Genomic DNA, 13353 nt, shown 5'->3' on the forward strand with positions numbered 1-13353 from the left:
ATGACGGAGGCCGAACCGCCGAGTCCCCGGGGCGCAACCAGTGTCCCGAGGAGCCGGGGACCCCACTCCCGGCCGCCCGGGACAGCGTCCAGAGGTGCGGCCGGTAGGGGTGAATCCGTATTCACGCGCGGACCGATCCGCGCATGCCTGCGGACGGGCTACTCCGGCCCGAACCCGTCAGCTAACTCGGTAGGCGGACGAGGAGAGGAGAATCGGTGGAGCCGTCTCGGCCCGCACCCATTTCACGCTCTGTACGCCCACGGAAGACAAGCCCGGAGAAGGGGCGTCCGGCCCGGTTTCCTGTGGAGGGGCGGCCTCCCACACCCCCCGGAAAGGCCCGTTTCCGGGGACGCGCGCTCGCCGTCGCCGGCGCGCTCGCCGTTGTTTCCGTCACCCCCCACGTCATGGCCCCGCAGACCGTCGCGACCGCCCACGCCGACCCGGGGCCCTCGACCAAGGAGCTGCGGGCCCAGGCGCTCAAGCTCGCCGACCAGCTCGAGCAGATGACCGAGCAGTACAACGGGCTCAAGGTCAAGCTCCAGCAGGCACAGCGGGCCGCGAAGGTCGCCACCGAGAACGCCAAGCGCCAGGAAGAGTCGCTCAAGGGCATTCGCGACAAGGTCGGCGCGCTGGCCGCCACCAGCTACATGCAGGGCGGTTCGGACCCCACGGTCTCGTTCGTCGCCTCCCAGGACCCGCAGGCCGTCCTCGACCAGGCCGCCACGCTCAACTACTTCGCCACCCAGGACAGCACGAAGGTCCTGGGTCTCATGCAGGCCATGCAGGGCGCCCAGCGCGCGCGCAAGTCGGCCGAGGCCCGCGCCCAGCAGGTGGCGCAGCTGCGGAACCAGCTCGACTCCCAGCGCAAGAAGGTCTCGCAGAGCTACGAGAAGATCCGCGGCAAGCTGGTCAAGGAGGACCCCACCCAGCTCACCAAGCTCCCCACCGTCGGCACGGGCAAGGCCGCGCAGGCGCTGCGGATCGCGATGTCCAAGATCGGACGTCCGTACGTGTGGGGCGCGTCGGGGCCGACCACGTTCGACTGCTCCGGCCTGACGATGTGGGCCTACAAGCAGGTCGGCATCAACCTGCCGCACTACACCGGCAGCCAGTGGAACGCGGGCACGCACGTCTCCGAGAGCGACCTCCAGCCGGGCGACCTCGTGTTCTTCTACTCCGACCTGCACCACGTCGGGATGTACATCGGGGGCGGCAAGATGCTGCACGCCCCGCACACCGGTGACGTCGTGAAGATCGCGCCAATGGGAGGCCGTCCCTTCGCGGGCGGGGTCCGGGTCGCCTGAACCGGGGCACGCCGACGAGCCGAGGTGACGAGCCGACGAGCCGAGGTGACATGACATCCACCAGCCGGACCGGAGACGGCACGCGTGATTCGTCCAGCGGTGGTGCGCGGTGTTGTTCCGCGAGCGGCGGACGTGGGCGCGGTCAGAGCCCGTGCCGCCGTAGCGGTGATGCCACGAACAACGTCCGCGGCGACGCCTGCTGCCAGGGACCTACCTGTCAGGCCGGCGGCGCCGCCGCTGCGGGGTCGGACGGAGTTCGCGAGAGTTGGCCGCCTGTCTTCTCCTTGGTGACGCCCGCCGTCCCCTGACGGGCGTCGTCTGTGCACTCCGCTAGATGAGCTGCCTTCGGGCCGCCCACACAACGGCCTCGATAGGGGTGTTGACCTCCAGCCGGTCGCAGATGGTCCGCAGCCGCCGGCGTAGGGTCCGTGCGCTCAGTTCCAGCTTGCGTGCCGCCACATCGGCGGTGACACCGCTGGCGATCTGGGCGAGCAGCCGAATCTCCTCATCGCTCAGCCGCAGATCGTCGATGCCACGTCGCAGCAGTGTGGCCTGTTCCACTCCGTCCTCCCTCGTCCGTGGTTGATGACCGCGGGGATGCAGCCGTCCGCTGCACAGGCACGGGTTGGCCTCGATCTGTACGCGTTGGGTTGCCGGGTCCGGAGCCTTCCGGACTTAGATCATCGGGTTCCTTTGCTGTCTCGCGCGCTTGGCCGGAGGTGGCCGATGGGCCGATTGCTGGGTCGAGCGGGGGAACTCCGGGTGACGATTCACTCGTTGGCCTACCGGACGACGACACGCTCCCAGGTCCGGGCCGGCCCACGACGGCGTGGGGAGGCCCCTTCGGAACGGGGTTTGTCTCGCCTGGGACGGGTCGCGATCGCCAGCCATCGAAACCGTCCCTTCCGGTTGGACTCACGAAATCTCCGCGCGGACGAAGATCGTGAATCGTTTCAAGCTACGCTCGTGCCGGAACGCTAGGCGGCCGGATCCGGCCCGTCAAGCGCTGGTTAAATGCAATCTGTGCTCGTATGGTTGCCTTGCGTGACCGACTGTCCGGGGGCTAGATATGCAAAACTCCACTACCTGCGAAAACAGATCCAGGGCGGACGAGGAGCGAGTTGCCACAGACCAGTATTCGTGAGGTCGCGAGGCGAGCCGGCGTCTCAGTTGGGACCGTTTCGAATGTCCTAAACCGGCCAGACCTCGTGGCCGAAGCTACCCGTGACCGTGTCCGCGCGGCGATCGAGGAGCTCGGATTCGTCCGCAACGAGTCCGCCAGACGCCTCCGCCAGCGCCCCGACCGCACCGCGGGAGAGTTCGGCGACGAGCGCCGGCGGGCCTTCGGCGTCGTCGTCGAGGACCTCACCAACCCGTACGCGACCGACGTCGTCCGCGGCGCCGAGCAAGCGCTCAACGCCTCGGGCCACGACGCCCTCTGGCTGTCGAGCGACCACTCCTCGGCCAAGGAGCGGCGCTCGCTCGAACTGCTGGAGGACCAGCGCGCCGCCGGAGTGATGATCATCCCGGTCGGGCTGGAGTCCGGCGACATCGCCCGGCTCCGCGCGGCGGGCCTCAGCGTCGTGCTGATCGACCGCGACGGGCCCGACGCGTGCTCGGCGCAGGTCGACCATGTCGCGGGCGGCGAGATCGCCGCCGCGCACCTGCTCGGCATCGGATGCGAGCGGGTCGCGTTCGTGACCGGCTCGCCCGAGCCGCGCCCCTGTGTCGAGCGCCGGGACGGCGCCGCCCGGACGCTCGTCGAGGCCGGTTTCGGTAAGCCCAAGACCCTTGTTCAGGACGCGTTGAGCCCGGCCGAGGGACAGGCCGCCGCGCAGCGGATCATGGCGATGACGCCACCGCCCGACGGCGTGTTCTGCGCGAACGACCTGCTGGCCATCGGCGTGATCAACGAACTGACCCGGCTCGGCGTCAGCGTCCCGCATGACATCGCGGTCATCGGCTACGACGACATCGAACTCGCCGCGAGCGCCGCCGTGCCGCTGACGACCGTCCGGCAGCCCCGGCGCGAGCTGGGCGAGGAGGCCGCCGAACTCGCGATGGCCGAGATCAGGGAGGGTAAGTCCCACCAGCACCGGCAGGTGGTGCTCACCCCCGAGCTGGTCGTCCGCGAGTCCGCCTGACCCCGTTCGGGGCCCGCGAAGCGTCTGTTTTAGCCGCCGATAGCCGAATTGGCCGTATCGGTTGGCTCGGCTGGACCGAGTTGTCCACAGAGCGTGGTCGCTGTTGACAGGATTTCGCCGGTCGTGGTGACTTGGGCCATGGAGGAAGCGACGGAGCAGGCGGTCGAGGCCGCGGCGATCCTGGGGTTCGACCCGTCCGATCCGGCCTTCCGTGCCGACCCGTACCCGCACTACCGGGCACTGGCCGCCGGCGGACGGCTCCAGCGGACCGAAATCGGTCTGTGGGTGACCACGTCCCACGAGCTGTGCGAGCGGATCTCACGCGATCCGCGCTTCGGGCACCAGCCGAAGAACGGCGGCCTGTGGCGCGACATCGCCGCACGGCACCGCTCGTTCCTCACCCTGGACCCTCCCGACCACACGCGCCTGCGCGGCCTCGTGAGCAAGGCGTTCACCCCGCGCCTGGTCGAGCGCCTGCGCCCCCGCATCGAGGCGCTCGTCGACGAACTCCTGGACGCCGCCGTCAAGGAGGCGGCGGCCGGCAGAACCGCCTTAAACGAGGCCGCATTCCGCGAGACCACCCCAACCGGGCACGCGTTCGGCACAGCTACGCCCGGCCGGGCCAAGAACCGCGAGACCACCCCAGGCGGGGCCGCGTCCGTCGCGAGCACTTCTCGCGGCTGGGCCGCGAGCGGCGAGGCCGCGCTTGGCGGAACCGCATACAGCTCGGGCACGTCCGGCGCGGACGCGCGGAGCAGGGCTGAGACCGGCGAGGCCGCGCTTGGCGGAACCGCGTCCAGCGGGGCGGTGTCCGGCGTGGGCACGGGCAGTGAGGTCGCGTTCGGTGGAGCCGCGCATGGCGGGCACGCGTGCGGCGGGGCCGCGGCCGGCGAGATCGACCTGATCTCCGCGCTCGCCTATCCGCTGCCCGTGATCGTGATCAGTGAGATGCTCGGCGTTCCGCCCGGCGACCACGCGCTGTTCAAGGGCTGGTCGGCCTGCTGCGCCCGCGGGCTCGACCCCGACTTCCTGCTCCCCAGCGAGGAGATCCGGCGCCGCGACGACGCCCGTGAGGAGTTCGGCGCCTACTTCCGCGAGCTGGCGGCGCGCCGCCGCGCCGAGCCGCGCGACGACCTGCTCAGCGCGCTCGTGCGCGTGTCCGACGGCGGCGACGTCCTGTCCGAGGACGAGTTGATCGCCACCTGCGTGCTGCTGCTCATCGCGGGCCACGAGACGACCGTCAACCTCATCGGGAACGGCGCGCTGGCGCTGCTGCGCTCCCCCGAGCAGCTCGCCGCGTTCCGGGCGCGTCCGGGCGAGGTTCCCACGGCCGTCGAGGAGATCCTGCGCTACGACCCGCCCGTCCAGCTCACCATGCGCGCCGCCCTCGACGACGTCGAGCTGGACGGCTCGCTCATCGAACGCGGCCGGCTCGTCATGCTGCTGACCGGCGCCGCCAACCGCGACCCGTCCGTCTTCCGCGACCCGGACCGCCTCGACCTGAGCCGCTACACCGGCCGCTCCCCCGGGCGGGGCCTCCCGGGCCGCGACGCCCCGCACCCCCTCTCGTTCGGCCACGGGATCCACTTCTGCCTGGGCGCGACCCTGGCACGCATGGAGGCCCAGATCGCGCTCCGCAAACTCTTCGAGCGCGACGTGGCCCTCACCGGCGCCCCCCTCGCCTACCGCGAGAACCTCGTCCTGCGCGGCCTGCGCGCCCTCCCCGTGACCCTCTGACCCCACCCCGGCAGAGAGCCTCCCCAGATGCCGTTGGTGGGGGGTGGGACGGCACCGGATCAGTGGTCGGGCTTGACCAGGGGGAACAGGATCGTTTCGCGGATGCCCTTGCCGGTGAAGGCCATGATCATCCGGTCGATGCCGACGCCGACGCCGCCGGTGGGGGGCATGGCGTACTCCAGGGCGCGCAGGAAGTCCTCGTCGAGCTGCATGGCCTCGACGTCGCCGCCCGCCGCGAGCAGGGACTGCTCGGTGAGGCGGCGGCGCTGCTCGATGGGGTCGATCAGCTCGGAGTAGGCGGTGCCGAGTTCGGTGCCGAAGCCGATCAGGTCCCACTTCTCGGTGAGCAGCGGCTCCTCGCGGTGCTGGCGGGTCAGCGGGGACGTCTCGACCGGGTAGTCCATGACGAAGGTGGGCTGCACGAGCGTGTGCTCGACCAGCTCCTCGAACAGCTCCTGGACGAGCTTGCCCTGCCCCCACTTCGGGTCCCACGAGATGCCGCGCGCGTCGGCGAGCTTGCGGACGGTCTCGATCGGCGTGTGCGGCGTGATCTCCTCGCCGAGCGCGTCCGAGACCAGGGAGTACAGGGGGACGCGGGGCCACGCGGAGCCGCCGAGGTCGATCTCGACGCCGTCGCGGACGACCACGGTCGTGTCGAGCGCGGCGACGACCGCCCGCTGGTACATCCGCTGGGTCAGGTCGGCCATGTCGTTGTAGTCGAGGTAGGTGCCGTAGGCCTCCAGCATCGTGAACTCCGGGTTGTGCGTGGAGTCCGCGCCCTCGTTCCGGAAGTTCCGGTTGATCTCGAAGACCTTGTCGATGCCGCCGACGACCAGGCGCTTGAGATAGAGCTCAATGGCGATGCGGAGATAGAGGTCCATCCCGTAGGCGTTGATGTGCGTCTGGAACGGGCGTGCCGCCGCGCCGCCGTGGATCGGCTGGAGCATCGGCGTCTCGACCTCGAGGTAGCCCTCCTCGTGCCAGAAGTCGCGGGCCGCGCGGACTGTGGCGCTGCGGATCCGCGCCATCCTCCTGGCCTCGTCGTTGACGATCAGGTCGACGTAGCGCTGCCGGACGCGGGCCTCGGGGTCGGTGAGGCCGGCGTGCTTGTCCGGCAGCGGCCGCAGGCACTTGGACGTGATCGCGAAGGACTCGGCCATGATCGACAGCTCGCCCCGGCGGGAGGTGATGACCTCGCCCTCGACGCCGATGTGGTCGCCGAGGTCCACCTCGCGCTTCCAGAAGTCGAGCCGCTCCTGGCCGACATTGGCCAGCGACAACATGACCTGGAGGTCGCCGCCGCCGTCCCGGATCGTGGCGAAGCACAGCTTGCCGGTGTTGCGGACGAGCATGACGCGACCGGTGACGCCGACCTTCTCACCCGTCTCGGTGCCCGGCGCGAGGCCGGAGTGTTTCGCGCGGATCTCGGCGAGGGTCGCCGTGCGCGGGAAGTTCACCGGGTAGGGGTCGATCCCGCTCTCGCGGAGGCGGTCGAGCTTCTCGCGGCGGACGCGCATCTGCTCCGGCAGTTCGGCGCCGGCGTCCCCGCTGGAAGCGGTGTCGTTGGTCTCGTCACTCACGGCCCAAGGCTATCCAGCCCGCTCGGTGCGCCGCGAACCACTTCCGGGACGGGGCATCAGGACGGGCCCGAGATCGCGGGCGATGGCGGTGGCGAGCGTCCGGAAGGCGCGGACCTCGGCGGACGGGTCGGCGCGCCGCGCGGTGAGGACGCTGTTCTCCCACGGCGCGTCCACGATCGGGAGGTACCGGACGCCCGGCCAGGAGTAGCAGCGGGCGAACGAGGCGAGCGCGGACCCGGTGCCGCGCCCGGCGGCGACGCTGGCGAGGGCCTCGTGCGGGTTGCGGGCCTGGTCGGGGCCGCGCCGGGGCCCGGCGTCGCCGCGCGCGGAGGTGAAGTACAGGTAGTCGCGGAAGGCGCGCGGGGTCGTGGGCGGCAGGGCGAGGAACGGCAGGTCGAGGACGTCGGAGAGGCGCGCCGAAGCCGCGTCGCCGAGGGGGCTGGACGCGGGGACGATGAGGATCCGGGACTCGGTCGTCAGCACGTCGATCTCCACCCGGTCGTCGTCCACCGCGGGGCGGACGAACGCGACGTCCACCTTCCGCTGGAGCAGCGCCGACACGTGCTCGGTGAAGTCCAGCGGCTCGATGTGGAGCCGGGTCAGCGGCCTGGCCTGCCGGAACGCACTGATGATCGCCGGGGTCAGCTCGGCGGACCCGTGCCCCATCACGCCGACGCGCAGCACCGGCTCGGCGCCGCCCGGGCCCAGGTCGGCGACCGCGCCGGCGGCGGCGTTGACGGCGGCGAGCGCGGCCCTGGCATGCGGGACGAAGCGCTCCCCGGCCTCGGTCAGCCGCAGCGGGGAACGCTCCAACAACTGGACGCCCAGCTCCCGTTCGAGCCGCGCGACATGCCCGGTGACGGCGGGCGGCGACAGGAACAGCCGCTCGGCGGCCCGCGCGAACCTGCCCTCCTCGACCACCGCGAGGAACGACGCCAGCTCCCGCAACTCCATGCCGCCCACGGTAGCCACCGCGCGATCCGGCGATCCGGCCCGGGGTTCACGAAATGTAAAGGAATACGGAGTTCAGGCGTTTTGGGACGTAGACAGGGGTTCATGGCTGCCACGACCTCGGCTTCCGCCCCGTCCCGGCCCGGCCGCGCCGCCGGGCCGGGCGCGGTCGCGTTGATCATGTTCGGTGTCGGCTGGGGCGCCAACCAGTTCGCCTCGCTGCTCGGGCTGTACACCGGGCGGCTGCACCTCGGCGACGGTGGCGCGCAGGCGATGTTCGGGATCTACGCGCTGGGGCTCGTGCCGGGCCTCGTGCTCGGCGGGCCCGCGTCCGACCGGCTCGGGCGGCGGTGGATCGCGCTGCCGTTCGCGTCCGTGTCCGCGCTGGTGACGATGGTGCTGATGGCGGGCGCGTCGGCGCCGGGGCTGCTGTACGTGGGACGTTTCCTCGCGGGCATCGTGACCGGCGCGGTCCTCGCGGCGGGGACCGCGTGGGCCAAGGAGCTGTCGCCGCGCTCGGGGACGCGGATTACCGCGCTCGCGGTGTCGGCCGGGTTCGGCGCCGGGCCGCTGGCGGCGTCGCTGGTCGCGCAGTGGGCACCGGACCCGCTGGTCACCGCCTACGTCCCGCATCTGCTGATCATGGCGGCGGCGGTGCCGCTGGCGTTCCGCGTCCGCGAGACGCACGTCCGGCGGCCGAACCCCGAGCGGACCCGGCGGCCCGGGCTCGGCGGCATCGGGCGGGCAAGATTCTGGCAGGTGGTGGCACCTGTCGCCGTCTGGACGTTCACGGGGCCGGTCACCGCGTTCGCCCTGCTCCCGACCCAGGTACCCGTCCGGCATCTGCCGATCGTGTACTCGGGGATCATGACGGCGCTGACGCTGGCGGCCGGGATGGCGGCGCAGCCGGTGGCGCGGCGGCTGGAGGGGCGGCACCCGCGGCTGGTCGCACGTACCGGGCTGACCGGGATCATCTGCGGCCTCGCCGTGGCCGCGCTGACCGTCGGGCTTGACGCACCTGCCCTGAACGCGGTCGCAGCCCTGCTCCTCGGCGGCGGGTACGGGTTCGTCCTGAACTTCAGCCTGACGGAGGTCGCGCGCATGGCGCGGCCGGGTGAACTCGCCGGTCTGACCGCCGCCGCATACGCGCTCGTCTACGTGGGGATGTTCACGCCGCTGGTGCTCACGAGGCTGGACAATGTCGTCCCGCTGGACGCGCTGCTCGCGGCGCTCGCCGTGCTGGCCTCGGCGTGCCTTGCCTACGTGTGGCGGCAGAACATCGCGGCGCGGCCCGAGGCGGCGGAGCGGCTCAGGGAGTGTTCCGCTGGTAGATGAGCCGCAGGCCGACGAGCGTGAGCCACGGCTCGAACACGTCGATGCGGCGCGACTCCTCCAGCACGAGCGGCGCCAGCCCGCCGGTCGCGATGACCGTGACGTCCTGCGGGTCGTCGGCGAGCTCCTCCGACATCCGCGCGACGATGCCGTCGACCTGCCCGGCGAAGCCGAAGATGATCCCGGACTGGAGCGCCTCGACGGTGTTCTTGGCGATCACGCTGCGCGGCCTGACCAGCTCGATCTTGTGGAGCTGGGCGCCGCGCGAGGACAGCGCGTCGATCGAGATCTCGATGCCGGGGGCGATCGCGCCGCCGACGTACTCGCCCTTGGACGAGACGGCGTCGAACGTGGTGGCGGTGCCGAAGTCGACGACGATCGCGGGGCCCCGGTGCAGGTGCATGGCCGCCAGCGCGTTCACGATGCGGTCGGCGCCGACCTCCTTGGGGTTGTCCATCCGGACGGGGACCCCGGTCTTGACGCCCGGCTCCACGATCACCGCGGACACGTCGCCGTAGTAGCGGCGGCACATCTCCCGCATCTCGTGCAGGACGGACGGGACCGTGGAGCACAACGCGATGCCGCTGATGTCGGTGTCGGCCAGCAGCGGGCTCTGCTGGACGAGCCCCTGGAGGACCACCGCGATCTCGTCGGCGGTGCGCCGCGGATCGGTGTTGATCCTCCAGTGCTCGATGACCTCCTCGCCCTCGAACAGGCCGAGGACCGTGTGGGTGTTACCGACGTCGATGGTGAGCAGCATCAGGTCCCCGCTGGTCAGGTGAAGTCAAGGCCGATGTCGAACACGGAAGCCGAGTGCGTCAGCGCGCCGACCGAAACGTAGTCCACCCCGGTCACGGCAACGTCTCGGGCCCTGTCCAGGGTAAGGCCACCGCTGGCCTCCAACTCCGCCTTCCCCTGGACGATAGCGACCGCCTCCGACATCTCCGCCTCGGTCATGTTGTCGAGCAGGATCGAGCGGGCGCCGACCGCGAGAGCCTCCGCGACCTGGTCGAGCGTGTCGCATTCGACCTGGATGTGCAGCGACGGGTAGACGTCGCGGATCGCCTCGTAGGCCTTGGTGACGCTCCCGGCGGCGGCGATGTGGTTGTCCTTGATCAGCGCCGAGTCGTGCAGGCCCATCCGGTGGTTGACGCCGCCGCCGCACCGCACGGCGTACTTCTGGAGTGCGCGCAGGCCGGGGAGGGTCTTGCGGGTGTCGCGGACCCTGGCCTTGGTGCCCTCCATCGCGTCGGCCCAGCGGCGCGTGGCGGTCGCGATTCCGGACAGGTGGGTGAGCAGGTTCAGGGCCGTCCGCTCGGCGCGCAGCACGGCCCGGGTCGGGCCCTCGACCGTGATGAGCACCTGCCCGGCGACGACGCGGTCCCCGTCGGCGACCTTCGCCTCGTAGGCGACGTCCAGCGCCTCGAACACGACGGCGGCGACCGGTATCCCGGCGACGATGCCCTCCTCGCGGGCGGTGAAGTCCCCGGTCGACGGCTCCCGCGGTGCGAAGATCGGCTCGCTGGTGACATCGACCTCGCCGTCCTCGGCGAGCGCCGTGCGGACCAGGTTGTCCACAGCCTGTGGATCGAGCCCGGCGGCCCTGAGCGTTCCGTCCAGTTCCGGTGTCATGCGCGGCTTCCTTCCCAGCGTTCGTAGGTCGTGGTGAGAGCGTTCCCGGTCAGGCGCGTGACGAGGTGGCCGCGCCAGCTCTCGTCGACGCGGTCGGGGAAGTCCTCGCGCCAGTGGCTGCCCCGGGTCTCCTCCCGGAGCCGCGCGGCGGCCACGATCGCGGACGCGACCGTGTGCAGGTTCGTGACCTCCCAGGCGGCGACGCCCGGTGCCTGCCCCTCCCGCGATGCGGGCAGTTCGGACAGTTCACGTGCCGCCGTCGCGAGGCCCTCGGCGCCCCGGAGCACGCCGACATGGGACGTCATGATCCGCTGGATCTCGCCGCGCAGCCCGGGGTCGAGGAGGCGGCCGTTCTGCCGCTCGTCTGCCGGCAGATCGGTCCAGGACGCGTCGTCGAGGTCGTCCTGAAGCGCGGTGGCGATCCGGTTCGCGAACACGAGCCCTTCCAGGAGGGAGTTGGACGCGAGCCTGTTCGCGCCGTGGACGCCCGTGCAGGCGACCTCCCCGCATGCATACAGGCCCGGAACGGACGTCCGTCCGTACAGATCCGTACGGACGCCCCCACTCGCGTAGTGCGAAGCAGGGACGATCGGGATCGGCTCGGTCACCGGGTCGATTCCGTGGTGCCGGCAGGCGGCAAGGATCGTGGGGAAGCGGTGCTCCCACATCGCGGCGCCGAAGTGCCGGCCGTCCAGCAGCATGTGGGACGCGCCGGTCTCGCGCATCCGGTTCGTGATCCCCTTGGTGACGACGTCGCGCGGGGCGAGTTCGGCCAGGTCGTGGCGCCCGACCATGAAGCGCTCGCCCGCGTGGTCGACCAGGTGGGCGCCCTCGCCGCGCACCGCCTCGGAGATCAGCGGCTGCTGCCCGGCGGCGTCCGCGCCGAGCCAGAGGACCGTCGGGTGGAACTGGACGAACTCCAGGTCGGTGACGGCCGCCCCGGCGCGCAGCGCGAGCGCGACGCCGTCGCCCGTGGACACCTCGGGGTTGGTCGTGGCGGAGAACACCTGCCCGAGCCCGCCGGTGGCGAGGACGACGGCCCGCGCGCGGACGGCGCCGACGCCGCCCGGCTGGCCCTCGCCCATGACGTGCAGGGTGATCCCGGCGGCCCGGCCGGAGGCGTCTTTCAGCAGGTCGAGGACCAGCGCGTGCTCGATGACCTCGACGCCGGAGTCCTTGAGCGCGGCGAGCAGCGCGCGGCTGATCTCCGCGCCGGTCGCGTCGCCGCCCGCGTGCGCGATGCGCCGCCGGTGGTGGCCGCCCTCCCTGGTCAGGGCGATGCCGCCGGAGCCGGCGCGGTCGAAGGCGGCGCCGAGTTCGATGAGCCCCCGCACGGCGTCCGGACCCTCGGTGACCAGGGCCCGGACGGCGTCCTCGACGCAGATTCCGACGCCGGCGGTGAGCGTGTCGGCGAGGTGCTCGTCCGGAGTGTCGTCGGGGGCGAGCGCGGCGGCGATCCCGCCCTGCGCCCAGCGGGTGGACCCCGCGTCCAGCAGCGCCTTGGTGACCAGCAGCACCCGCCCGCGCGGACGGCAGCGCAGCGCCGCGACCAGGCCGGCGATGCCGGATCCGATGACGACGACGTCGGTCTCGGTCGTCCAGCCGGGGGCGGGGGCCGCGAGAGTGGAAGGGATCATGAGCCCTCCTCGGGGTTCGGTTCTCGTCATTGTGACATTAACCCCGGGAGGCGCCAATGAATCGGGACGAAGGTCACATCTCCGGAGAACTTCCCAGGCAAGCGAAACGGCCGTATGCCCGTGGCATACGGCCGATCCGGCGGGCCGGTCAGCGCCCGGGCGCGGCGCCGAGGTCCAGCGGCAGGTTGTCGATCAGGTGGGTGGCGCCGACCCGGCCCGCCACGGCGAGGACGGCGGGCCCGGTGTGCTCGTCCTTGACCTCTAGGAACGTCGCCGGATCGACCAGGACGAGGTAGTCCAGCGTGAGCGGCGGCTCGGCCGTCACGGCCTCGACCAGGACGGCCCGCGCCGCCTGAATGATCGCCTTCGGGCCGTCGGCCGCCGCGTCCGCGCCCGCGTGCAGGGCCCGCGACAGCGCGAGCGCCGTCGCCCGCTCGTCCGGCGACAGGTAGCGGTTGCGGCTCGACAGCGCGAGGCCGTCCGGCTCCCGGACGGTCGGCGCGCCGACGACGTCCACCTGGAGGTTCAGGTCGACGACCATCCGGCGGATCATCGCGAGCTGCTGCGCGTCCTTCTGCCCGAAGATCGCGACGTCGGGGCGCACCAGGTTGAACAGCTTCAGGACGACCGTGAGCATGCCGTCGAAATGGCCGGGCCGGCTCACGCCCTCGACCCGGGCGCCCATCGGCCCCGACCGCACCGTGACCTGCGGCTCCGTCGGATACATGACCTCGCGCCCCGGCGCGAACACGATGGCCGCGCCCTCCTCGGCGCAGGCCCGGAGGTCCGCGTCGAACGTCCGGGGGTAGCGGTCGAAGTCCTCACCGGGGCCGAACTGCAACGGGTTGACGAACACGCTCACGACCACGACGTCCGCGCGCCGCCGCGCCTCCCGGATCAGCGACCGGTGCCCCTCGTGCAACGCGCCCATGGTCGGGACCAGCGCGAGGCTCCCCCCGGCGGACGCCCTCGCCTCCGCCAGCTCCTCGCGCGTCCGGACCACGACGGGCCCCTCGGGAATCACCGGCGGCACCGC

The 13353-nt window shown here is 71.8% G+C and carries 11 protein-coding genes and 1 riboswitch; of the genes, 4 read left to right on the forward strand and 7 right to left on the reverse strand.

The window, feature by feature from the left end:
- The first annotated feature begins 6 nt into the window (after nucleotides 1-6).
- A riboswitch (cyclic di-AMP (ydaO/yuaA leader) is annotated at nucleotides 7-212 on the forward strand.
- Nucleotides 213-404: 192 nt separating this feature from the next.
- Complete coding sequence (locus tag K2F47_RS25820; RefSeq protein ID WP_242907860.1) at nucleotides 405-1304, forward strand: NlpC/P60 family protein; 900 nt, start codon at nucleotides 405-407, stop codon at nucleotides 1302-1304.
- 330 nt (nucleotides 1305-1634) lie between these two features.
- Here K2F47_RS25820 and K2F47_RS25825 read toward each other — a convergent pair whose 3' ends face one another.
- Nucleotides 1635-1865, reverse strand: a complete 231-nt coding sequence (locus K2F47_RS25825) for a LuxR C-terminal-related transcriptional regulator (RefSeq protein ID WP_214616090.1) — start codon at nucleotides 1863-1865, stop codon at nucleotides 1635-1637.
- Nucleotides 1866-2425: 560 nt separating this feature from the next.
- Between K2F47_RS25825 and K2F47_RS25830 the strand changes: the two genes are divergently transcribed.
- Nucleotides 2426-3448: a LacI family DNA-binding transcriptional regulator gene (locus tag K2F47_RS25830; RefSeq protein ID WP_242907862.1), complete on the forward strand. Its 1023-nt coding sequence runs from the start codon at nucleotides 2426-2428 to the stop codon at nucleotides 3446-3448.
- A 138-nt stretch (nucleotides 3449-3586) separates the two neighbouring features.
- Nucleotides 3587-5185 (forward strand): cytochrome P450, encoded by a 1599-nt coding sequence (locus K2F47_RS25835; RefSeq protein WP_242907864.1) that lies wholly within the window; start codon nucleotides 3587-3589, stop codon nucleotides 5183-5185.
- A 59-nt stretch (nucleotides 5186-5244) separates the two neighbouring features.
- Here the strand turns inward: K2F47_RS25835 and lysX are convergent, their stop codons facing one another.
- The gene (lysX, locus tag K2F47_RS25840; protein ID WP_308198459.1) at nucleotides 5245-6765 is read right to left on the reverse strand and encodes a bifunctional lysylphosphatidylglycerol synthetase/lysine--tRNA ligase LysX; all 1521 of its coding nucleotides are present in this window, start codon (nucleotides 6763-6765) and stop codon (nucleotides 5245-5247) included.
- Between the two features lie 9 nt (nucleotides 6766-6774).
- Nucleotides 6775-7719: a LysR family transcriptional regulator gene (locus K2F47_RS25845; protein ID WP_242907866.1), complete on the reverse strand. Its 945-nt coding sequence runs from the start codon at nucleotides 7717-7719 to the stop codon at nucleotides 6775-6777.
- 102 nt (nucleotides 7720-7821) lie between these two features.
- Between K2F47_RS25845 and K2F47_RS25850 the strand changes: the two genes are divergently transcribed.
- Nucleotides 7822-9051 (forward strand): MFS transporter, encoded by a 1230-nt coding sequence (locus K2F47_RS25850; protein WP_242907868.1) that lies wholly within the window; start codon nucleotides 7822-7824, stop codon nucleotides 9049-9051.
- On the opposite strand, the gene K2F47_RS25855 is transcribed toward K2F47_RS25850, so the two are convergent.
- From K2F47_RS25855 to panC, 4 genes are all read right to left on the reverse strand, one after another.
- Nucleotides 9026-9808, reverse strand: a complete 783-nt coding sequence (locus K2F47_RS25855) for a type III pantothenate kinase (RefSeq protein WP_242907870.1) — start codon at nucleotides 9806-9808, stop codon at nucleotides 9026-9028. The two genes, K2F47_RS25850 and K2F47_RS25855, sit on opposite strands and share 26 nt — an antisense overlap.
- Before the next feature lie 14 nt (nucleotides 9809-9822).
- Nucleotides 9823-10680 (reverse strand): carboxylating nicotinate-nucleotide diphosphorylase, encoded by an 858-nt coding sequence (nadC, locus tag K2F47_RS25860; protein WP_242907872.1) that lies wholly within the window; start codon nucleotides 10678-10680, stop codon nucleotides 9823-9825.
- A complete protein-coding gene (locus K2F47_RS25865; protein WP_242907874.1) occupies nucleotides 10677-12317 on the reverse strand; it encodes an L-aspartate oxidase in 1641 nt (546 codons plus the stop codon). Before K2F47_RS25865 ends, nadC begins: the two co-directional genes overlap by 4 nt.
- A gap of 148 nt (nucleotides 12318-12465) precedes the next feature.
- On the reverse strand, nucleotides 12466-13350 hold the full coding sequence (gene panC / locus K2F47_RS25870; RefSeq protein WP_242907876.1) for a pantoate--beta-alanine ligase: 885 nt from the start codon (nucleotides 13348-13350) through the stop codon (nucleotides 12466-12468).
- Nucleotides 13351-13353 lie beyond the last annotated feature (3 nt).

It is taken from the genome of Actinomadura terrae (assembly GCF_022751215.1).
In the GTDB taxonomy this organism is placed as follows: domain Bacteria; phylum Actinomycetota; class Actinomycetes; order Streptosporangiales; family Streptosporangiaceae; genus Spirillospora; species Spirillospora terrae.

Excerpts from the sequence above, each read along its gene's own strand:
- K2F47_RS25845 (WP_242907866.1), bottom strand. The coding sequence starts at position 7,719 with ATGGAGTTGCGGGAGCTGGCGTCGTTCCTCGCGGTGGTCGAGGAGGGC.
- K2F47_RS25835 (WP_242907864.1), top strand. The coding sequence starts at position 3,587 with ATGGAGGAAGCGACGGAGCAGGCGGTCGAGGCCGCGGCGATCCTGGGG.
- K2F47_RS25850 (WP_242907868.1), top strand. The coding sequence starts at position 7,822 with ATGGCTGCCACGACCTCGGCTTCCGCCCCGTCCCGGCCCGGCCGCGCC.
- K2F47_RS25855 (WP_242907870.1), bottom strand. The coding sequence starts at position 9,808 with ATGCTGCTCACCATCGACGTCGGTAACACCCACACGGTCCTCGGCCTG.
- K2F47_RS25820 (WP_242907860.1), top strand. The coding sequence starts at position 405 with ATGGCCCCGCAGACCGTCGCGACCGCCCACGCCGACCCGGGGCCCTCG.
- nadC (WP_242907872.1), bottom strand. The coding sequence starts at position 10,680 with ATGACACCGGAACTGGACGGAACGCTCAGGGCCGCCGGGCTCGATCCA.
- K2F47_RS25865 (WP_242907874.1), bottom strand. The coding sequence starts at position 12,317 with ATGATCCCTTCCACTCTCGCGGCCCCCGCCCCCGGCTGGACGACCGAG.